This is a genomic window from Faecalibacterium hominis (ex Afrizal et al. 2022), assembly GCF_049545105.1.
Lineage (GTDB): Bacteria > Bacillota > Clostridia > Oscillospirales > Ruminococcaceae > Faecalibacterium > Faecalibacterium duncaniae.
Genome location: NZ_CP186860.1, coordinates 152,968 through 173,143, shown reverse-complemented (window position 1 = coordinate 173,143; position 20,176 = coordinate 152,968). Strand labels below are relative to the sequence as shown.

Genomic DNA, 20,176 nt, shown 5'->3' with positions numbered 1-20,176 from the left:
GCGTTCCAGAGGGGTATTCTATACCCTTCTGGGGCGCTTTTTTGTTTTCTGTGCAAGATCGGCTGCGGAATGTGCCGCGGCCCAGAGGATATTTTGAGAGATAAGGATGGGAAAGGCAATGGATCAATTTACGGAAAACGCCACGCCTCTTGGCCTGTATGACCCTCAGTTCGAGCACGATGCCTGCGGCATCGGCGCTGTGGTGGACATCAAGGGCCGCAAGAGCCATCAGACGGTCAGCGATGCCCTGAGCATCGTGGAGCGTCTGGAGCACCGCGCCGGTAAGGATGCCGAGGGCAAGACCGGCGACGGCGTGGGCATCATGCTGCAGATCAGCCACAAGTTCTTCTCCAAGGTGGCCGACGAGCTGAACATCAGCCTGGGCAACGAGCGGGAATACGGTGTCGGCATGTTCTTCTTCCCCCAGAACGAGCACCTGCGGGCACAGGCCATGAAGCTGTTTGAGCTGGTCACCCGCAAGGAGGGGCTTGAGTTTCTGGCATGGCGCAGGGTGCCGGTAGACCCCGATGCCGTGGGCCAGAAGGCCCGGGACTGCATGCCCTCCATCTGGCAGTGCTTCATCAAAAAGCCTGCCCGTGTGAGCAAGGGCATTGATTTTGACCGCAGGCTCTACATCATCCGCCGGGTGTTCGAGCAGGCCAGCAACGGCACCTATGTGCCCAGCCTGTCCAGCCGCACCATCGTCTACAAGGGCATGTTCCTGGTGCACGATCTGCGCCTGTTCTACCTTGACCTGCAGGACGAGGATTATGAATCCGCCATCGGCATGGTGCACAGCCGCTTTTCTACCAACACCAACCCCAGCTGGATGCGTGCCCACCCCAACCGGTTCATCCTGCACAACGGCGAGATCAACACCATCAAGGGCAACACCGATGCCATGCTGGCCCGTGAGGAGAGCATCGAGAGCCCCATCCTGCAGGACGACATGAACAAGATCCTGCCCATCATCAACACCTCCGGCTCGGACTCCGCCATGCTGGACAACGCGCTGGAGTTCATGGTGATGAACGGCATGGACCTGCCCCTGGCGGTGATGATCACCATCCCCGAGCCCTGGGAGAACAACAAGAACATCAGCCAGAAAAAGCGCGATTTCTACCAGTATTACGCCACCATGCTGGAGCCCTGGGACGGCCCCGCCGCCATCCTCTTCTCCGACGGCGACGTGGTGGGCGCGGTGCTGGACCGCAACGGTCTGCGCCCCAGCCGCTACTATATCACCAAGGATGGCCGGATGATCCTGTCCTCCGAGGTGGGCGTGCTGCCCTGCGCCCCGGACAACATCCTGATGAAAGACCGCCTGCGCCCCGGCAAGATGCTGCTGGTGGATACCGTCAAGGGCGAGGTCGTGGATGACGAGAAGCTGAAGGAATACTACGCCAGCCGCGAGCCCTACGGCGAGTGGATCGACCGGAATCTGGTCCGGCTGAAGGACCTGAAGATCCCCAACATCAAGGTCCCCAGCTACACCGGCGAGGAGCTGACCCGCCTGCAGAAGGTCTTTGGCTACAAATACGAGGAAATCAAGGAGCTGATCCTGCCCATGGCCCGGGCCGGTGCCGAGCCTTCCGGAGCCATGGGCACCGACACCCCGCTGGCTGTCCTGAGTGACCAGCACCCCCCGCTGTTCAACTACTTCAAGCAGCGGTTCGCACAGGTCACCAACCCGCCCATCGATGCCATCCGTGAGAAGGTGGTCACCTCCACCAGCGTCTATGTGGGTGCCCACGGCAACCTGCTGGAGGACAAGCCCGAGAACTGCAAGGTGCTCAAGGTGCAGAACCCCATCCTGACCAGCACCGATCTGCTCAAGATCAAGCACATGAACGTGCCCGGCTTCAAGACCGCCACGGTGTCCATCAATTACTATAAGAACACCAGCCTGGAAAAGGCCATCGACCGCGTATTCCTGGAGGTGGACCGCGCCTACAAGGACGGTGCCAACATCATCATCCTCTCTGACCGCGACATTGACGAGTACCATGTTTCCATCCCCAGCCTGCTGGCCGTTTCTGCCGTGTCCCAGTACCTCATCCGCACCAAGAAGAGCACGGCCATGGCCCTCATCCTTGAGAGCGCCGAGCCCCACGAGGTGCACCACTTTGCCACCCTGCTGGGCTACGGTGCCTGCGCCGTCAACCCCTATCTGGCCCACGACACCATTGCCCAGCTCATCGACGAGGGTCTGCTGGACAAGGATTACTACGCCGCCGTGGACGACTACAACAAGGCTGTGCTGAACGGCATCGTGAAGATTGCCTCCAAAATGGGCATCTCCACCATCCAGAGCTACCAGAGCAGCCAGATCTTTGAGGCGGTCGGCATCTCCAAGGATGTCATCGACAAGTACTTCACCGGCACGGTCAGCCGTGTGGGCGGCATCGGTCTGGAGGACATTCAGGCGGATGTGGAAGCTGCCCACAACGCCGCCTTTGACCCGCTGGGTTTGGACATCAACATGGAGCTGGCCGACGGCGGTGCTCACAAGTTCCGCAGCGGCAAGGAAGAGCACCTTTTCACCCCGCAGACCATCCATCTGTTCCAGAAAGCCTGCTTCACGGGCGACTACAAGGCCTTCAAGGACTTCACCCGCACCGTGGACAACATGGGTGCCGAGGGCATGCACCTGCGCAGCCTGCTGGACTTCAGCTATGACCCCAACGGCGGCATCCCCCTTGAGGAGGTGGAGCCTGTCAGCTCCATCGTCAAGCGGTTCAAAGCCGCTGCCATGAGCTACGGTGCCCTGAGCAGCGAGGCACACGAGACCATCGCCATCGCCCTGAATCGTCTGGGCGGCCGGAGCAACACCGGCGAGGGCGGTGAGCCCGAGGAGCGCTACCAGAGCGAGAGCAATTCCAAGATCAAGCAGGTGGCCTCGGCCCGCTTTGGTGTGACCAGCAAATATCTGGTCTCCGCCGAAGAGATCCAGATCAAGCTGGCACAGGGTGCAAAGCCCGGCGAGGGCGGCAACCTGCCCGGTGCCAAGGTCTACCCCTGGATCGCCAAGACCCGCCACAGCACCACCGGCGTGGGCCTGATCTCTCCCCCGCCCCACCACGACATCTACTCCATCGAGGATCTGGCCGAGCTGATTTATGACCTGAAAAACGCCAACCGCCACGCCAACATCAACGTGAAGCTGGTCAGCGAGGCCGGTGTCGGCACCATTGCCGCCGGTGTTGCCAAGGGCGGCGCACAGGTCATCCTTGTCTCCGGTTACGACGGCGGCACCGGTGCAGCCCCCCGCACCTCCATCAAGAATGCGGGCCTGCCCTGGGAGCTGGGCATCGCCGAGACCCACCAGACCCTGATCCTGAACGGCCTGCGCAGCCGCGTCCGCATTGAGAGCGATTCCAAGCTGCTCTCCGGCCGCGATGTTGCCATCAGCTGTATGCTGGGCGCTGAGGAGTTCGGCTTCGGCACCTCCCTGCTGATGTGCGAGGGCTGCGTGATGATGCGTGTCTGCAACCTGGACACCTGCCCCATGGGCATCTGCACCCAGAACCCCGAGCTGCGCAAGCGGTTCAAGGGCAAGCCCGAGTATATCATCAACTACCTGACCTTTGTGGCGCAGGAGCTGCGGGAGTACATGGCCAAGCTTGGCGTGCGCACCATCGACGAGCTGGTGGGCCGCACCGACCTGCTCCATGTCAAGCCCAGCGCTGCCGGCAGCCGTGCCGCCAAGATGAATCTGGACTGCATCCTGCACAACCCGGCCATTGCAAACAGCAACGTCCACTTTGTGCCTGCCGACACCTATGACTTCCACCTTGAGAACACCCTCGACATGAAGGTGCTGATGAAGAAGTTCAAGCTGGGCAGCAAGGCACCCCAGAGTGTCCGGCTGGAGGTCTCCAACACCGACCGCGCCCTGGGTGCCATCTTTGGCAGCGAGATCACCCGCAAGTACGGCAGCTCCCTGCCAGACGATGTCTACACCGCCGAGTGCATCGGCGCAGGCGGCCAGAGCTTTGGCGCGTTCATCCCCAAGGGCCTGACCCTCAGCCTGACCGGCGACTGCAACGACTACATGGGCAAGGGCCTGTCCGGCGGCAAGATCATCGTCCGCCCGCCCGAGGGCATCGGCTACAAGCCCGAGGAAAACATCATCACCGGCAATGTGGCCCTTTACGGTGCCACCAGCGGCAAGGCCTTCGTCTCCGGCGTGGCCGGTGAGCGCTTCTGCGTCCGCAACAGCGGCGCGACCGCCGTTGTCGAGGGCGTGGGTGACCACGGCTGTGAGTACATGACCGGCGGCACTGTCGTGGTCCTGGGCCAGACCGGCAAGAACTTCGCGGCCGGCATGACCGGCGGCGTGGCCTACGTTCTGGACGAGAACTGGGATTTCTACCAGCGGGTCAACAAGGAGACCGTGAGCCTGGAGCCTGTGGAGCACAAGTACGATGTTGCCGCCCTGAAGGAGCTCATCCGCGAGCATGTGGAAGCCACCGGCTCCCCCCGCGGCAAGGAGATCCTGGACAACTTCAGCGAGTACCTGCCCAAGTTCAAGAAAGTCCTCCCCTACGATTACGACCGGATGCTCCGGGTCATCGCTTCCATGGAGGAGCGCGGCCTGGACGGCGAACAGGCACAGATCGAAGCATTCTACGCTGTGCAGAAGAAGAAGTAAGGAGGGCTGGATCATGGGCAAGATCACTGGATTTATGGATTACACGCGCAAGACCAGCACGGATGTCCCGCCGCTGGAGCGCATTGAAAATTTCAACGAGTTTCACGTCTGGCTCTCCCGCGAGGAGCAGCAGACCCAGGCCGCCCGCTGCATGGACTGCGGCGTGCCCTTCTGCCAGGCCGGCATGATGATCGGCGGCATGGCATCGGGCTGCCCGCTGAACAACCTGATCCCCGAGTGGAACGACCTGGTCTATCAGGGCAAGTGGGAGCTGGCACTTCACCGCCTGCGCGCCACCAACCGCTTCCCGGAGTTCACCAGCCGGGTCTGCCCCGCCCTGTGCGAGGCCGCCTGCACCTGCGGTGACGTGACCGGCAGCAGCGTGACCGTGCGCGAAAACGAGCACGCCATCGTGGAAACGGGCTACGCCAAGGGCTGGCTCCACGCCGCCCCTCCCCCGGCCCGCACCGGCAAGAGCGTGGCCGTCATCGGCAGCGGCCCGGCCGGTCTTTCGGTGGCCGAGTACCTGAACATCCGGGGCCACGCCGTCACCGTGTTTGAGCGCGCCGACCGCGTGGGCGGCCTGCTGATGTACGGCATCCCCAACATGAAGCTGGACAAAGCCGTCATCGAGCGCCGCATCAAGATCATGCAGGCCGAGGGCGTGGAGTTCCGCACCAGCATGGATGTGGGCGGTGCCGTGGATGCCGAGAGCATCCTGAACAGCTACGATGCCGTGGTGCTCTGCTGCGGTGCCAAAAAGGCCCGTGACCTGAACGTTCCGGGCCGGGATGCCAATGGCGTGCACTTTGCCGTGGATTACCTCACCAGCGTGACAAAGAGCCTGCTGGACAGCAAATTTGCCGACGGCAGGGCCATTGATGCCAAGGGCAAGAACGTTCTGGTCATCGGCGGCGGCGATACCGGCAACGACTGCCAGGGCACGGCCCTGCGGCAGGGCTGCACTGATCTGGTGGCTCTGGAAATGATGCCGCAGCCCCCCAAGGAGCGTGCCGCCAGCAACCCCTGGCCCGAGTGGCCCCGGGTGCTCAAGGTGGACTACGGCCAGACCGAGTGCATGGCAAAGTTCGGCAAGGACCCCCGTGTCTACCAGACCACGGTCAAAGAATTCCTCAAGGACGATGCAGGCAACCTGACCGCTGCCGTCATCTCCTACCTCAAGCCCGAGCGTGACCCCGAGACCGGCCGCACCAACATGGTGCCCACCGGCGAGGAGTTCACCTACAACTGCGAACTGGCCTTCATTGCCGCCGGTTTCGTGGGCTGTGAGAGCTATGTGGCCGATGCCTTCGGTGTCAGCCTGACTGGCCGCGGCTGTGTAGACACCGACCACTTCCGCACCAACGTGGACAAGGTGTTCGCCTGCGGCGATATGCGCCGGGGCCAGAGCCTTGTGGTCTGGGGCCTGCGCGAGGGCCGCGACTGCGCCGCCGAGGTAGACCGCTACCTCATGGGCTACACCAACCTGTAAGCCCGCATCCCGGCCATTACTGAACCATTCCCTTTCCTATCCTAAACAAGCCAGAGCGGAAGCTTCCTCCATGGGGCTTCCGCTCTGGCTTTTCCTGTGGATATCGACCTGCATCAAAAAAGCGGCCTGCCCTCTCCGGCAGGCCGCTTTGCGTCAATCCGTATCGTATTCGGTACCGGCCCCACCGGTCGGCGGCTCCGTCTGCCCGGCAGACGGTGTGGCACCGGCGGAAGGAGTTGTGGTCTCGGGCGGGGTGGCGGGCACCTCGGCCTCGACCTCTGCCGCCATATAGACGATGATGGTCGAGCCGACCTCCACCATGGCACCGGGCTCCTCGCTGCAATAGGCCACACAGCCCGAAACATAGGAGCCATCGTTATAAATGGGATAGAAGCTCGCATTCAGCCCCACCTGCGCCAGCTGCTGCTCCGCGCCATCCCGGGTAAAGCCTGCCACGTTGGGCATCTCCACCATCTGTGGGCCGCGGCTGACCACCAGATCGATGGTGCCGCCCTTTTCGATGACCTCGCCGGCTTCGGGGGTCTGACGGATGATCTTGCCCTTTTCTACGGTATCACTGTATTCCATGGTCACATAGAACAGGTAATCCCCGGCATAGCTGTTATTGTTGCGCACCTGCGAATCGTAGTCCATTCCCACAAAGTCCGGGGCCAGATCCACCGGCTCTGTCACCAGCGAGCTGGCCGGTTCGGAGACCGGGGTGGATTCCGCAGGCTTTGCGGTGTGCAGCCCCTGATTCACCAGCCCCCACACGATGAGCAATGTCAGGATAGCCAGCAGGATCAGGATGGCCGCCAGCAGGTTGCGCAGGCTGAGGATATGCTTTTTCTGCTCCTCTTCCTCGGTGGACTGAGGGCGCGGCGCGGCCTGCTGCAGGGTCTGGGTGAGCTCCGTGGTATACTCCTGGCTGCTCAGTGCCCGGAACAGCTGGGGCACGGTCTGGATGCGCTCGGCAGGCCTGAGCTGCAGGCCCATCCAGAGCACATCCGAAACATACTCCGGCACCGCCCGTTCCAGCGTGCGGGCACGGGGGTTGGAGTCCGACACCAGCCGCTGTGCCGCAGGAACAGGGCTCTGCCCGCAGACCATCCGATAGACCACGGCGGCAAGGCTGTATTCGTCGGTGTAACGGCCCTCGAATTCGGTGGTGGAATACTGCTCCGGTGCCGAGTAGCCCTCGTACAGCTGCTCGTGCAGGCCGCTGCCCGCCGTGCGCAGCCCCACGGTGGCGTAGCCCGTCAGGCGTGCCCGGCCGTTTTCCAGCACCCGGATGTTCTCCGGGCAGATGCCCCGGTGCACCAGCCCCACCTGATGCATGGCCACCACGCCGTCAAACACAGGCTGCAGCATATTGCGGGCCGTCTCGGCCGAAACCGGGCTGGGGCGCTCATCCAGCCACTGCTGCAGCGGGATGCCGCCGGGATTCTCCATCACGGCGTAGACGGTGTTGTTCTCCTCGAACACGTCCAGCACGGCCTCCAGACCGTTTGCGGGCGTGATGCGCTGGATAGAGCGGTAGAGATCGGCAAAGTCCATCCGGGTGGTCTTGAACAGCACCTCGCTGCCCAGTTTGGGCCGGAGCAGCGCGTCCGTGCCCCGCTCCGCCGACAGCGTCAGGGGCATATACTCCTTGATGGTCACCCGGAACCGCCCGACGTTCTCCACGCCCCGGTACAGGATGCCCTCGCCGTCGATGCTCTGCATCTCGCCCACGGTATACCGCCCGGCCAGCAGCGTGCCCACCGGCAGGCTGCCCGCCGGGTTGCGCCCGGCCAGTACCCCGCCGCAGTGCGGGCACACCGACACCCGGCTTTCCAGTTCTCCCATGCAGTACGGGCAGATGCGTTTTGCTTCCATGTGCGCCACCTCGTTTCATCGTGGTCTGTTTCAAATCATTGTACCATATTTACCCCCGCCGCGCAATCCGCAAAGCAAAAAAGCGCCGCCCTCTGAGTTTTTTCACAGGGGGCAGCGCTCAATTCGCACCAATATCAGCAGTAGAACTTCGATTCACCAAACACATCGTTCCACTGTGCCACAATGTAGCTTGAACGGCTTTCCAGAACATCTACAATTGCGCTCAACGTTCTGGCAGGAATCTTCGAATTATTGTTGGCCACGATACAGCCTCCCGCTTCCGTAATCCAGATCTTTGTTGCACTGGCATTCGGAACACCCTTTGCAACATGGACATGAACCGGTTCCAGCGGTGCACCTTCATTGCTCCAGAAGAAAATCACATAACCGAACAGCCGGAACAGACTAGGCACTTTCGATCCCCCCCTCATGCGAGAAGCGGATCAGAAGATGTGCCGTTGATTTGACCAGCTCTTTCAGGCTCGCCATCTCCATTTCAGAATAGCCATTATTGGTCCACAAATACCCCGGCAGAATACAGGTCGCCGACTTAAAGCCGTTTTCTACAGGTGTTTCAATCTGTACCTTTACCTGCTCCTGATTGCCATTCTGAATTGGCGAGGAATAAACGATTTCCGTCCCATCATTCAAGGTCATAAAAGGATAAAGCATCCGAACACCCTCTTTCTTAAAAGAAGTATACCATGAAATCCAGAAAGTTTCAATTATCGATAAATATCATCGCCGAGGCTGGTTCTAAACACTTAAGGGCGAAGGAGATGATCGTGGTTGCCTGCTGATGCTTCTTCCGCCATGTAAAAAGCCGCTCTTTGTGCATCGCAACACAAAAAGCGGCTTCATTACGTTCCTTATTCAGGCCTGCGGAGCATTATTCCGGCAGGTCCTCTTCGTTCTCCAGGCTGTGCCAGACGTTCTGGACATCGTCGTTGTCCTCCAGAGAGTCCAGCAGCTTGCCCATTGCCTTGAGCTGATCGGGGTCGGTCAGGCGGGTGGTGGTCATGGGGACCATGGCCAGGTCATCGCTCAGGATCTCGTAGCCCTTCTCTTCCATGGCCTTGACCACAGCGGAGTAGTTCTCGGGATCGGTGGTGATCTCAGCAGCCTCTTCGCCTGCATCAAAGTCCTCGGCACCGGCATCCAGAGCATCCATCATGGCCTCGTCGGCATCCTTATCCTCCAGAGAGATGTCAATGACACCCTTCTGGCTGAACAGGAAGCCAACACAGCCCATAGCGCCCAGGTTGCCACCGTTCTTGTCGAAGTAGTGGCGCAGGTCGGCAGCGGTACGGTTGCGGTTGTCGGTCAGGGTCTCCACCATGACAGCAACGCCGCCGGGGCCGTAGCCCTCGTAGGTGATGGCCTCGAACTCGGTCTTGTCACCGCCCTCAGCCTTCTTGATGATGCGCTGGATGTTATCGTTGGGCACGCTCATGCGCTTTGCCTTGGCGATCAGGTCTGCCAGCTTGCTGTTGGAAGCCGGGTTGGGGCCGCCGTCACGGACGGCAACGCTGATCTCGCGGCCGATCTTGGTAAAGACCTTTGCTCTTGCGCCATCGGTCTTTTCCTTCTTGCGCTTAATGTTGTTCCATTTGCTATGTCCAGACATGGGAACCTCCTAAAGTTTTATCGAAATCTCCGCCTGCGGGCAGACGGGCTGTGGTCGCCCGCTTGTGGCAGCACACAAAATCTAACTCTATTATTGTAGCACAATCACGAATCCCATTCAAGGGCTCCGGGCGTGTTTTTCGCCTGTTTGTGTTGGAAAACCGGCTTTTCAGGCCGATTTACAGCAGCCGCAGGGCCTTGGGGTAATGATTTTTGACCCGTCCGCCCGACACCTTGCCGCCGCCCATGGGGCAGCCGTCCACGGTCACGCAGCACCAGCCATCGGCGGCAGTGTCCGCTGCGATCTCACGGCCGGAAAGGTACTCCGTTACCCGTGGGTCGGCAAGGGTCAGTGCTTCGCGGTTGGTGCAGAGCGCGCCGAATGCCGTGAACAGGTGGTGCTCCGGCACGAAACGGCCCTTCTGCACGCTGCCCACGAACACCCCCGCCCGCAGGACATGCAGTCCCGTCTGCGGGAAGGGCACGGGCAGCAGAACGCTGCCGCCATGCACCACGGCAGGGCGGTCCGCCAGCGCCGGGAAATACTGCCGGGCAAACTCCTGCCATGCAGCAAGGCTCTGGGCCGGGGTGGCCTCCCCTGCCCCGGCATCCCGGCTGCGGGCGCTGCGGCCCTGCACCGCCTCCCGCAGGGCACGGCTGCTCTCCCGGCGGGCGCTGCGGGCATCCGGGGCCTTGGCAGGCTTGCCGCCCTTCTGCTTTTTGCTCTGCTCTGCGGCAGCAGCCAGCCAGAGCTCTTCCTCTGCCGTATAGGTTCCGGGGGCAGCCAGCGCCCGCGGCGTGCCAGCCTTGACCAACCGGGCAATAAAATGCCCCTCGCCGCCCTGACAGGGCCAGATCCGGCGCACCTTGCTCACATCCAGCGGCAGGCCGCCGGTGCGGTTTGCCTCACCCGGGCTGCCAAAGCTGTAATCCACATTGCCGAACACATCGGCCAGCGTGAACTCCGGGTGGCGCTGCAAAAATGCCGCCACCTGTCCCTCGTCCTCTTCCGGGGCAAAGGTGCAGGTGGAGAAGATCATCTCGCCGCCGGGGGCCAGGCAGGCCGCCGCGTTGTCCAGGATCTGTGCCCCCAGCGCGGCGCACTGCTTCACCAGCGCTTCACAATGCTGGGTCACAGCCACGGCTTCCTTGCGGAACATCCCCTCGCCGGAGCAGGGCGCATCCACGAGAACACGGTCAAAGAATTCCGGCAGAGCGGCGGCAATGCGGCCGGTGTCCTCGTTCAGCACCACGGCGTTGGGCACGCCCATCCGCTCCAGATTGCTCCGGAGTACCTCGGCGCGGGCGGCAACGAACTCGTTGCTCACCAGCAGCCCCTGCCCGCCCAGCGCTGCCGCCAGCTGGCTGCTCTTGCCGCCGGGGGCCGCGCAGGTATCCAGCACCCGCATCCCGGGCCGGACCCCCAGCAGGGGCGCGGCGCTGGAAGCGGAAGGCTCCTGCGAGTAGAACACGCCCGCATGGTGGTAGGGGTGCCGCCCGGGCTTGAAGGCGGGGTCCTGCACCACAAAGCCCGCCTTGCAGAAGGGCGAGGGCTCCACCGGAAAATCTGCCTGCGCGGCAAACTGCTCCGGCGCAGCACGCAGGGCCGAGACCGTCACGCCCCGGGCAGCAGTATCCTGCGGGGCGGCATAGAGAGCATCGAACCGGTCGCCCAGCAGAGCGCGCTCCCGGCGCTCAAAATATTCCGTAGGCATGAAAGCTTATCCTCCCATGAATAAAGCCGCCGTTCGCGGCAAAACTAAGGCTGTGAGGGAAAGCCCCCTCACGAAAGGAGTAACGAACCATGAAGGACCACAGCGAGAATCGCACCGAAAACCGCACGAACAACTGCAAGAACCAGAGCCAGAACCGCACCACCAATCAGACCACCAACGAGCACAAGCACCCCAACCAGTATACCAAGGGTGCTGACGACGAGGGTGCCAAGAACAAGAAGTAACACCGCATAAGAAAGCCCGCTGCCTTCCCTGCACTGTTTTCCAGTGCGGAAAGCAGCGGGCTTTCGCGTTTTATTTCTGGTTCGGGTCAAACTGCTGCCACAGGGCATCGAACAGCTCTTCCACACGGGCCATCTGCCCGGTGAGGTAAAGCCAGCCCAGCAGACACTCAAAGCCGGTGGAAGCGCGGTATTCCTCGGGGGAAGCGTGCTTGGCCACACTGGCCTTGCTGGCGTTGCGGCCCCGCTTGAACACGGACAGTTCCTCCTCTGTGAAGAGCGGCTCCAGCAGCTGCTCCTCCCGGAACTGTGCCCGGGCCGAGACATACTTGACCTTTTCCACATTGAGCTTGCCTGCGGACATCCGGTGATGCCGTGCCAAACGGGTGCGCACCAGCAATTCCAGCACGCTGTCCCCCACAAAGGCCAGCGCCAGCGGGTTCAGCTCACGGGGGTCGATGGTTTCCGATTCGTTCATAAGAAAATCCCTTTTGTCAGCGCCCTCACCCTCTCCGTCAGTGCTTCGCACTGCCACCTCTCCCGAAGGGCGAGGCTTTGGCAATCCACGCAAAACAGCTTGTTTTTGCCAAGGGCTCCCCCTTTGGGGGAGCTGGACGCGAAGCGGCCTGAGAGGGCGAGCCAGTTAACCTCTTAGAAGATATAATCGAACTGATATTCACCAATGAGGATGGTGTCGTTCTCCTGCACGCCCTTTTCCACCAGTTCGGTCAGGATGCCGCTCTCATCCAGCTGACGCTGGAAATACTGCAGGCTCTCGTAGTCATCCACATTGCTGCCGGCCAGGATATACTCCAGCCAGGGCGCGTCGATGCTCCACACATGGGCCTCCATCCGCTGGATGGTATAAGCACGGTCGTTGGCCTTGGGCTCGGGCTTCTTGTACTCGGGGGTGAACACGGGCACCGGCGGGATATCCTTCAGGCGGTTGTAGACCAGGCCCGGCAGCTCCCGCACGCCCTGCATGGTGGCGGCAGAGATGGGCACAAAGGTCAGGCCCTTGCCCTCCACATAGCTGCGGAAGCTCTCGATCTGCTCCTCGGTGGCCAGGTCGCACTTGTTGCCCACCACGATCTGGGGGCGCTGTGCCAGCTCGGGGCTGAACTTTGCCAGCTCCTCGTTGATCTTTTCAAAGTCCTCCACCGGCTCACGGCACTCGCTGCCGGAGACATCCACCACATGCAGCAGCAGGCGGCAGCGCTCCACATGGCGCAGGAAGTCGTGGCCCAGACCAATGCCCTCGCTGGCACCCTCGATCAGGCCGGGGATATCGGCGCAGACAAAGCTTGCGCCCTCACCCACCGACACGACACCCAGGGTGGGCACCAGCGTGGTGAAGTGATAGTTCGCGATCTTGGGCTTGGCCGCGCTGATGGTGGAGATGAGGGTGGACTTACCCACATTGGGGAAGCCGATCAGGCCCACATCAGCGATCAGCTTCAGCTCCAGCGTCACCTGGATGTCCTCACCGGGCATACCGGGCTTGGCAAACTTGGGGATCTGGCGGGTAGGCGTTGCAAAATGTGCGTTGCCGTAGCCGCCGCGGCCACCCTTTGCGATGGTGACGGGGGTGTGGTCGGACAGGTCCGCGATGACCAGCCCACTCTCCGCGTCCTTGATCACGGTGCCCAGCGGCACCTTGATGATGAGGTTCTCGGCATTCTTGCCGTGGCAGAGGCTTGCGCCGCCCTTGCCGCCCTCGGGGGCAGTGTACTTGCGCTTGTAGCGGAAGTCCATCAGGGTGGAAAGATGATCGTCCGCCACAAAGATGATGTCACCGCCGCGGCCGCCATCACCGCCGTCCGGGCCGCCAGCGGCCACGAACTTCTCACGATGGAAGCTCACTGCGCCATCGCCGCCCTTGCCCGCATGGAGCCAGATGGTGGCGATATCGATAAAATTGGTTTGTGCTGCCATACAGCCCCTCCTATTCTCAAAAAGGCTTTTTCGTTACCTAAAAAGAGCCGGGCCACGAGGGTCCGGCTCTTCGGGTTGCAGTTTTTCAGGCAGAAGTTACTGCTTCACGCTGCACTTCTTGCCGCTCTTGCCCACGCGCTCAAAACGGACAGTGCCGTCAACCAGAGCAAACAGGGTGTCATCGCTGCCCTTGCCAACGTTCTCACCCGGCATGATGTGGGTGCCACGCTGACGAACCAGGATGTTGCCGGCCAGAACGAACTGACCGTCTGCACGCTTGGTGCCCAGACGCTGTGCTGCGGAATCGCGGCCGTTCTTGGTGCTGCCTACGCCCTTTTTATGTGCCATTGTAATTTACCTCCTTAGCCGTTGATCGCAGTGATCTCAACCTTGGTGTAGGGCTGACGATGGCCCATGCGGCGAGCACTGTGCTTCTTTGCGCGATAGGTGATGATGTTCAGCTTCTTGCCCTTGCCATTCTTGATGACCTTGGCAGAAACGGAAGCGCCCTCAACAACGGGAGCGCCAACCTTGACAGAACCCTCCTCGCCAATAGCGAGAACCTGATCAAACTTCACTTCGGAGTCGGCCTCAACGTCCAGCTTTTCGATGTAGACGATGTCGCCCTGCTCCACGCGGTACTGCTTACCGCCGGTAACAATGATTGCGTACATTTTGTTCATTCCTTTTCGTTGTACTCGCTGGTCGTAAAGGCAGACCCTCACGGGGCCGTTTCCGGTGCCCACACCATGCGGCTAGAATATTATAGCAGAAAAAAGTCCGCTTTGCAAGGGCTTTTTGCACTTTACTCCGGATTTTTTTCGTTCTTTTCCGGGCGCTCGCGCCGGCCCAGCGCTTCCTTCACGGCCTCATTCCATGCTGCCGTTTTCTCAACGAACTCCGCGCGGGATGCAGAGGCCGGCAGAGCAGTGTCCTTCCCCGCAAAGGCAGTGGGGCCGTCCAGCTTTTTCATCCGTGCCCGGTTCTCGCTGTTCAGGGGCAGCTCTACCATCAGGGGCTTGTCCCTGAACTTTTTTGTCAGAAGGATCTCAGCGATCACACCGCCCACAACGGCAACGCCTGCCACCAGCTGGGACACCCGCAGGCCGATGCTGGGCACCAGCAGCAGGCTGTCGGTGCGGAGGGCTTCGATCCAGAAGCGGCCCGCGCCGTACCAGACGAGGTACCGCAGGGCGATATCCCCTGCAAACCTGCGCTTTTTGATGTAGCGCACCAGCAGAAACAGGCCCACAAAGCACCAGATGCTCTCATATAAGAAGGTAGGATGCACCGGCAGGTTCGGGTCGATGGTCACACCTTTGGGCACCGTGACCACGCTGCTCGTCAGGTAATCGTGGGTCGCCTGGCTGTACATGCCCCAGGGCAGGGTGGTGTTGCAGCCAAAGGCCTCCTGATTGAAGAAGTTGCCCCAGCGGCCGCAGCCCTGCCCGATGAGGAAGCCCATGGCCGCCAGATCGAACATGGGCAGCACGGGGACCTTCCTCCACTTGCAGGCCAACCCGCCGAACAGAAAGGCTCCGATGATGCCGCCGTAAATGGCAAGACCGCCATCCCGGATGGCCAGCACATCTTTCAGGCTGTGGTACTGATAGGGCGAAAGGGCCACATAGTAGAGCCGGGCACACAGAATGCCCATGACCACGCCGATGAGGATGACATCCACCATGGCATCGGCATCCACGCCGAACTCCACGCTGTGCCGGAAGGCGAACACCAGCGCCAGGCACATGCCCACGGCAATGCAGACACCGTACCAGTAAATGTTCATGCCTCCGATGGAAAAGGCTATGCGGTCAAGCTCAAAGCTCAGCCCCAGCCCCGGAAACTGCACCAGATTCGTCATTCTTCCATCTCCTCTTCATCGTCCAGCTCTTCCCCGGCCGTGCCGTCGGGCTGGATGTACATCACAGCCATCCGCTCTTCGCTCAGGATCTTCTGCAGCGCTGCGTCGGCATCCTCTGCCGTCAGCGCCGCCAGCGTGGCGATCTGCTGGGCCACGGTCTGGCCGCTGAGGGCAAAATCTGCCATCTGGCTGGCCGAGTCCTCCACGTTCTCCAGATTTTCGATCAGCTGGCCGTATTTTTCATTCTTGCACAGGGTAAAGATCTCCCGGTCCACGCCCTCAGCACGGATGCGCCGGATCTCCTCCAGCAGCAGCTGCTTCACAGTGTCGGGCACATCGCTCTCGCCGGTGAACAGGATGCAGCAGCAACCGTCCACCCGGAGCACCTCCCCGCCAAAGCCGGGGTTGGTCAAGCCCTCATCATAGAGCTTCCGGTAGAGCCTCGACATGCCGCCAGAGATGCAGCAGAGGATGAGGTCATACAGGATCTCGCTGCGCAGGTCGTCATGCTGCAGCGGCTGCTCCTTGAAGCCGATGCCAAAGCAGGGCTTGGACACCGGCATTGTAATGGTCTTTTCGGCAGCGGCCAGCGTCATGGGTTCCTCTGTCCAGAGCCGCTGCACCCGCTCCACCGGGCGTGCTTCCATCAGGCCGTGGCGCGCACAGGCCGCCAGGATCTGTTCCATGCTGGTGCTGCCTGCGGCGGCCAGCACCATGTTGTTGGGGGCATAGAACGCCTTACAGCAGTCGTACAGCATCTCCGGCGTGATCTCTGCAATGCTTTCCACCGTGCCCGCAATATCGCTGCGGATGGGGTGGCTGTGATACAGGCACTCGCACAGGCCGGTGATGAGCCGCCAGTCGGCGCTGTCATCATACATTTTGATCTCCTGCCCGATGATGCCCTGCTCCTTGGCGATGGTCTGCTCGGTAAAGTAGGGGCGGCCCACCATGCCCAGCAGCACATCCAGGCTTTCGTCCAGCTGCTCGGTGGCGGTAAACAGGTAACAGGTGCGGTCAAAGCTGGTAAAGGCATTGGCGTTGGCACCGGTCTTGGCGAACTTTGCAAAGGCATCGCCGTCCTCATCCTCAAACATCTTGTGTTCCAGAAAATGCGCCACACCGGCGGGCAGGTGCACTTCCCTGCCGTCCACCCGGAAATCCCGGTCGATGGAGCCAAAGCGGGTGGCATAGATGACATGAGTGCCGGAATAGCCCGGCATGGGCCGCACCAGCACCGTCAGGCCCGAGGGCAGCACCTTCCACTCATCGGCGGCGGCCTCGGTCAGGGCACGGTTCGTGTTCTGTTCAGGCATGGGCGCTCTCCTCCTCTCGGGTCAGAAGATAGCTGACTGAAAGGGTCAGCTGCCGCAGGACGGTGCGGACATCCTCCTCGGTCACAGCCTGCAGGGCCGCGCGGGCATCGTCCGGGGTCTGCACCGGGCCGCCCCGCAGCACCTCCATGTAATACCAGGTCTCAATGCCGCCCAGCGTATCCTCAATGCCCGCCATCCCGCTCAGCAGGGAGCGGCGGCAGTCCTCAAGCTCCTCAGCCGTGATGGGGCCATTGCGCAGGTCGTCCAGCTCCTTCAGGATCGCTTTTTCGGCCCGGGCTGCGTCGGCGTGCTCCACGCCGCTGTTCACAGCCATGCTCCCGGTAAAGCTCTGGAAGCTGGATGAGCAGTAATAGCACAGATGATCCCGTTCCCGCACGTTCAGGAACAGGCGGCTGGTCACACTGCCGCCATACAGCGCCATGGCAAGCCGCACCGCCGCCATCTGGTCGGGGCGCATGGGCACGCCCAGCGTGAACAGCATGCAGAGCTTGGCCTGCACCGTGTCAAAGCATTCCACCCTGCGCACGGCATCCTGCCGGGGCATGGCAAGGTTCTCGCACAATGGCAGCGGGGCCCGCCCGATGTGGGAAAGCTCTTCCAGCAGGGCCTGCTTCACCTGCTCGGTTTCCGCTTCCCCGCAGCCCAGCACCAGCAGCTCGATGCTGGCGGTGCGGAGCATCTCACGATAAGCCTCGGTCAGCGTTTCCGGGGTCAGGCCGTCCACCTCGTCCAGATAACCCTCCTGCCGGATACCGGCGGGGCTGCTCCCAAAGAACTCCCGGTTGGCCTGCCGCTGGCAGTAGATGCGCTTTTCGTTGATCTCATCCTCCAGCGCCTTTTTCAGCATCTGCTTTTCGATGGTGACCGCCTCCGGGTCAAACACACCGCCCACAAAATAGGGATGGAACGCCGTGCCCAGTGCCAGCGCGGCATACTCCCGGGTCAGGGCCTCGCCCTCCAGTGCAAAGCGGTCCTTGATGCCGGTCACACTGACGCAGAGGTTGTGGTTTGCACCCAGCGGGCGGGCATCCACGGTCAGGTCCGCGCCGTACAGCCGGGCAAGCTTTTTGGTCATCTGGGTCATATCCGGGCAATCCGCATAGCCCCGCTCCATCAACAGAGGCAGCAGAGCGTGGGCGGTTGCCGTCTCCCGCCGTGCCGGAAACGCAAAGTGGATGCTGATCCGGCAGCGGTTGAATTTCTGCGCCGGGTCCCAGGAAAGATGGACCCCGGGCGCGATCTCGGTTCGTCTCAACAGTCGTTCTCCTTTTTTGTTACAGCTTTGTGCGCTCCAGCGCAAGGAACTCCTCCAGCGAGAGTCCGGACGCGCGGATGGCGAGGGCATTTTCCACCCCCACATAGCGCCAGTGCCAGGGCTCGTATACCATGCCGGTGGCGGCCTGCCGCTCCTCCGGCCAGCGGAGGATAAAACCATACTCCGCAGCGTAGGCGGTCAGCCACTCGTAGGCGCGGGTATCGGCAAAGCGGGTGGTCTTTTCGGTGCAGTCCGGGCTGAGAATGTCCGCCGCATAGCCGGTGGCCTGCTCGCTGGCATTGGCCGGAGGGCAGACGCAGGCGGCATAGGCCGCAGCCTCCTCTTCGGAAAGCCCCTTTTCCAGATACACCTGCTTCCGGGCATCAAAGGCCGCTTCCCGTGCGAAAACATCCTGATAGCCCGTCACCAGTTCCAGCGTGATACCGTCTGCCGCCGCAGCTGCCGCCATGGCGCGGTACTGCTCTGCGGCTTCCGCTTCCAGCTGCTGGCCCGTGGCATCATCCGCCACCGCAAGGGCCGGGGCAGGCTCTGCGTCCAGCGGCAGATTGCCGTTCACCAGCACCAGCCGGGCATCGGCAAGGTTCAGCTGGTATTCGGTGCCATCGTAATTTCTGGCCACAAAGGCCTCCGGCCCCGCGATCAGGGCGTGGGCCTTGGGCAGCAGCCATAAAATGCCGCTGGTCATCAGGGCAACAGCCGCGCCGCAGGCCGCCAGAAACACGGCCCAGTTCCGTGCCAGACGCAGGCAGCGCCGGATCCTCCACTCCCGCCGGGTCATCCGCCGCCGGGGCGCTTGCTTGTTTTGGTTCATCGATATCGGTTCCCTTCTCACATCATTTCGCAATGCACAGCCGCACAATTACATTATTTTATTATACACTTCTTTCGCCGGGGTGTAAACGGAAAGGGATGTTAAAAAATTGTGTCTTTCAAAAAAGGGAGTTCCGTTACGGACGAACGTCCGAACAGAACTCCCTTTGGGGTTTATAAAAATCCCGCGTTAAAGCGCTTTCCTCCATTCAGAATTTTCCCGTCAATGGAGAGGGTGACCGGCTACCGTGGCAGAGGACTCGTTCAGGACAGCTTGATCTTCAGATCTGCTCCAAGCTCTTTCAGTTCTTTCTCGTTTTTGATGTCTTCATCAGTTTTCTTTCCGGTGATAGCACTGTATGCTTCTTTAATACCATTTTTCACTGCCCACTTGATAACAAAATACAGCGCAATTAAAACAACGATTGCGGTTCCACCGCTGATTCCTAGTTCATTCCACATAATAATATCAATGCCTCCGATTTCATAAATTCCGAGTTGTCGTTCTCAGTATACCATGATTTCTCTCTGCGGAAAAGATACCAGGAAACAAAAACGGCCCCGGAGGGCTTGTTGCAGCTCTCCGGGGCCACTTTATGTGCGTGTGTGACTTGGCGCACACGACCGGCGTTTTACTCGATTGCAATCAAATTCGGGTTCTCAGGCAAAGCCTTCGTCTGCTGAGGAGCAGGCAGCTCGACGTACAGGACACCATCCTCGAACTTTGCATGGATGTCCTCCTTCTTCACATCGCCCACGTAGAAACTGCGTGCGCAGGTGCCGGAGAAGGATTCGCGCCGCAGATAGCGGCCCTTCTTATCCTTTTCGTCATTGCTGTGGCTGCGCACTGCCTGAATGGTCAGGTAGCCGTCGTTCAGATCCATCTGAACGTCTTCCTTCTTGCAGCCCGGCAGGTCAACAGCTACTTCGTAGCCGTTGTCCGTCTGTTTGACATCGGTCTTCATCATGTTTGCACCGCGCTTACCAAAGGTATCACGAGCCTCACGGTTCATCATACGTTCCAGTGCAGCGTCATTCCAGAACGGATCGAAGAAATCATCGAACAGGTTTTCATGGAAAACAGTCGGCATAAGCATAAATCATTCCTCCAATCCCGGCGTTCGGGTCGGGGCAAAAAATCTGAAGCGTCCATTCAGAAGGGCTTTCCGGGGAGCCTAGCGGCTCTCCTTTTGCCCTTCCTCCTGAGCACGCCACTGTTATAGCACCATACGTTAGCAGTGTCAATAGCAGAGTGCTAATATTCACAAAAAAATAATACTTCTGCAACAATTTCTTGGTTCTGGCTCTCTCCGTTTTCCCCTTTGGGGCGGGCTGCCACGCCTTTTT

At 60.9% G+C, this 20,176-nt stretch carries 18 protein-coding genes; 3 read left to right on the top strand and 15 right to left on the bottom strand.

From position 1 onward, the window contains the following. Window positions 1-118 precede the first annotated feature (118 nt). Window positions 119-4,654, top strand: a complete 4,536-nt coding sequence (gene gltB / locus ACKXGA_RS00895; RefSeq protein WP_156061380.1) for a glutamate synthase large subunit — start codon at window positions 119-121, stop codon at window positions 4,652-4,654. Window positions 4,655-4,667: 13 nt separating this feature from the next. After that, the gene (locus ACKXGA_RS00890) at window positions 4,668-6,146 is read left to right on the top strand and encodes a glutamate synthase subunit beta (RefSeq protein ID WP_156070217.1); all 1,479 of its coding nucleotides are present in this window, start codon (window positions 4,668-4,670) and stop codon (window positions 6,144-6,146) included. A 153-nt stretch (window positions 6,147-6,299) separates the two neighbouring features. Here the strand turns inward: ACKXGA_RS00890 and ACKXGA_RS00885 are convergent, their stop codons facing one another. The 5 genes from ACKXGA_RS00885 to ACKXGA_RS00865 form a co-directional block, all read right to left on the bottom strand. Further along, window positions 6,300-8,024 carry a PASTA domain-containing protein gene (locus ACKXGA_RS00885; protein ID WP_423729867.1) on the bottom strand — a complete coding sequence of 575 codons (1,725 nt, stop codon included), beginning with the start codon at window positions 8,022-8,024 and terminating at the stop codon, window positions 6,300-6,302. Window positions 8,025-8,158: 134 nt separating this feature from the next. Continuing rightward, on the bottom strand, window positions 8,159-8,437 hold the full coding sequence (locus tag ACKXGA_RS00880; RefSeq protein ID WP_117503854.1) for a DUF4160 domain-containing protein: 279 nt from the start codon (window positions 8,435-8,437) through the stop codon (window positions 8,159-8,161). Next, a complete protein-coding gene (locus ACKXGA_RS00875; protein WP_154276333.1) occupies window positions 8,430-8,696 on the bottom strand; it encodes a hypothetical protein in 267 nt (88 codons plus the stop codon). The genes ACKXGA_RS00880 and ACKXGA_RS00875 overlap by 8 nt, the downstream gene beginning before the upstream one ends. Window positions 8,697-8,913: 217 nt before the next feature. Beyond that, a complete protein-coding gene (locus ACKXGA_RS00870) occupies window positions 8,914-9,651 on the bottom strand; it encodes a YebC/PmpR family DNA-binding transcriptional regulator (protein ID WP_097770719.1) in 738 nt (245 codons plus the stop codon). A gap of 178 nt (window positions 9,652-9,829) precedes the next feature. After that, window positions 9,830-11,365, bottom strand: coding sequence for an RsmB/NOP family class I SAM-dependent RNA methyltransferase (locus ACKXGA_RS00865; RefSeq protein ID WP_423729866.1), 1,536 nt, complete (start codon window positions 11,363-11,365; stop codon window positions 9,830-9,832). An 89-nt stretch (window positions 11,366-11,454) separates the two neighbouring features. Here ACKXGA_RS00865 and ACKXGA_RS00860 point away from each other — a divergent pair, with 89 nt between their 5' ends. Beyond that, a complete protein-coding gene (locus ACKXGA_RS00860; RefSeq protein ID WP_005933941.1) occupies window positions 11,455-11,610 on the top strand; it encodes a hypothetical protein in 156 nt (51 codons plus the stop codon). A gap of 70 nt (window positions 11,611-11,680) precedes the next feature. Here the strand turns inward: ACKXGA_RS00860 and ACKXGA_RS00855 are convergent, their stop codons facing one another. From ACKXGA_RS00855 to ACKXGA_RS00810, 10 genes are all read right to left on the bottom strand, one after another. Further along, window positions 11,681-12,085: a Mini-ribonuclease 3 gene (locus ACKXGA_RS00855; RefSeq protein ID WP_242885724.1), complete on the bottom strand. Its 405-nt coding sequence runs from the start codon at window positions 12,083-12,085 to the stop codon at window positions 11,681-11,683. A gap of 173 nt (window positions 12,086-12,258) precedes the next feature. After that, window positions 12,259-13,542 (bottom strand): GTPase ObgE, encoded by a 1,284-nt coding sequence (gene obgE / locus ACKXGA_RS00850; RefSeq protein WP_117533039.1) that lies wholly within the window; start codon window positions 13,540-13,542, stop codon window positions 12,259-12,261. A gap of 96 nt (window positions 13,543-13,638) precedes the next feature. Continuing rightward, complete coding sequence (rpmA, locus tag ACKXGA_RS00845; protein WP_005923362.1) at window positions 13,639-13,890, bottom strand: 50S ribosomal protein L27; 252 nt, start codon at window positions 13,888-13,890, stop codon at window positions 13,639-13,641. Between the two features lie 14 nt (window positions 13,891-13,904). Further along, window positions 13,905-14,216 carry a 50S ribosomal protein L21 gene (rplU, locus tag ACKXGA_RS00840; protein WP_035394408.1) on the bottom strand — a complete coding sequence of 104 codons (312 nt, stop codon included), beginning with the start codon at window positions 14,214-14,216 and terminating at the stop codon, window positions 13,905-13,907. Window positions 14,217-14,347: 131 nt separating this feature from the next. Continuing rightward, window positions 14,348-15,406 (bottom strand): prolipoprotein diacylglyceryl transferase, encoded by a 1,059-nt coding sequence (gene lgt / locus ACKXGA_RS00835; RefSeq protein WP_423729865.1) that lies wholly within the window; start codon window positions 15,404-15,406, stop codon window positions 14,348-14,350. Further along, window positions 15,403-16,722, bottom strand: a complete 1,320-nt coding sequence (gene yfmH, locus ACKXGA_RS00830; protein WP_117533037.1) for an EF-P 5-aminopentanol modification-associated protein YfmH — start codon at window positions 16,720-16,722, stop codon at window positions 15,403-15,405. Before yfmH ends, lgt begins: the two co-directional genes overlap by 4 nt. Continuing rightward, window positions 16,715-17,998, bottom strand: coding sequence for a M16 family metallopeptidase (locus ACKXGA_RS00825; RefSeq protein WP_423729864.1), 1,284 nt, complete (start codon window positions 17,996-17,998; stop codon window positions 16,715-16,717). Before ACKXGA_RS00825 ends, yfmH begins: the two co-directional genes overlap by 8 nt. A gap of 19 nt (window positions 17,999-18,017) precedes the next feature. Beyond that, on the bottom strand, window positions 18,018-18,830 hold the full coding sequence (locus ACKXGA_RS00820; RefSeq protein WP_423729863.1) for a M15 family metallopeptidase: 813 nt from the start codon (window positions 18,828-18,830) through the stop codon (window positions 18,018-18,020). A 263-nt stretch (window positions 18,831-19,093) separates the two neighbouring features. Further along, the gene (locus ACKXGA_RS00815) at window positions 19,094-19,291 is read right to left on the bottom strand and encodes a DUF6019 family protein (protein ID WP_117503832.1); all 198 of its coding nucleotides are present in this window, start codon (window positions 19,289-19,291) and stop codon (window positions 19,094-19,096) included. Between the two features lie 170 nt (window positions 19,292-19,461). Further along, window positions 19,462-19,926, bottom strand: coding sequence for an Hsp20/alpha crystallin family protein (locus tag ACKXGA_RS00810; RefSeq protein WP_117503829.1), 465 nt, complete (start codon window positions 19,924-19,926; stop codon window positions 19,462-19,464). Window positions 19,927-20,176: the final 250 nt, after the last annotated feature.

Coding starts and splice junctions, on each gene's coding strand:
- ACKXGA_RS00855 (WP_242885724.1), bottom strand. CDS start 12,085: ATGAACGAATCGGAAACCATCGACCCCCGTGAGCTGAACCCGCTGGCG.
- ACKXGA_RS00865 (WP_423729866.1), bottom strand. CDS start 11,365: ATGCCTACGGAATATTTTGAGCGCCGGGAGCGCGCTCTGCTGGGCGAC.
- obgE (WP_117533039.1), bottom strand. CDS start 13,542: ATGGCAGCACAAACCAATTTTATCGATATCGCCACCATCTGGCTCCAT.
- ACKXGA_RS00870 (WP_097770719.1), bottom strand. CDS start 9,651: ATGTCTGGACATAGCAAATGGAACAACATTAAGCGCAAGAAGGAAAAG.
- rpmA (WP_005923362.1), bottom strand. CDS start 13,890: ATGGCACATAAAAAGGGCGTAGGCAGCACCAAGAACGGCCGCGATTCC.
- lgt (WP_423729865.1), bottom strand. CDS start 15,406: ATGACGAATCTGGTGCAGTTTCCGGGGCTGGGGCTGAGCTTTGAGCTT.
- ACKXGA_RS00820 (WP_423729863.1), bottom strand. CDS start 18,830: ATGAACCAAAACAAGCAAGCGCCCCGGCGGCGGATGACCCGGCGGGAG.
- yfmH (WP_117533037.1), bottom strand. CDS start 16,722: ATGCCTGAACAGAACACGAACCGTGCCCTGACCGAGGCCGCCGCCGAT.
- ACKXGA_RS00860 (WP_005933941.1), top strand. CDS start 11,455: ATGAAGGACCACAGCGAGAATCGCACCGAAAACCGCACGAACAACTGC.
- ACKXGA_RS00885 (WP_423729867.1), bottom strand. CDS start 8,024: ATGGAAGCAAAACGCATCTGCCCGTACTGCATGGGAGAACTGGAAAGC.
- ACKXGA_RS00810 (WP_117503829.1), bottom strand. CDS start 19,926: ATGCTTATGCCGACTGTTTTCCATGAAAACCTGTTCGATGATTTCTTC.
- ACKXGA_RS00890 (WP_156070217.1), top strand. CDS start 4,668: ATGGGCAAGATCACTGGATTTATGGATTACACGCGCAAGACCAGCACG.
- ACKXGA_RS00875 (WP_154276333.1), bottom strand. CDS start 8,696: ATGCTTTATCCTTTTATGACCTTGAATGATGGGACGGAAATCGTTTAT.
- ACKXGA_RS00815 (WP_117503832.1), bottom strand. CDS start 19,291: ATGTGGAATGAACTAGGAATCAGCGGTGGAACCGCAATCGTTGTTTTA.
- rplU (WP_035394408.1), bottom strand. CDS start 14,216: ATGTACGCAATCATTGTTACCGGCGGTAAGCAGTACCGCGTGGAGCAG.
- gltB (WP_156061380.1), top strand. CDS start 119: ATGGATCAATTTACGGAAAACGCCACGCCTCTTGGCCTGTATGACCCT.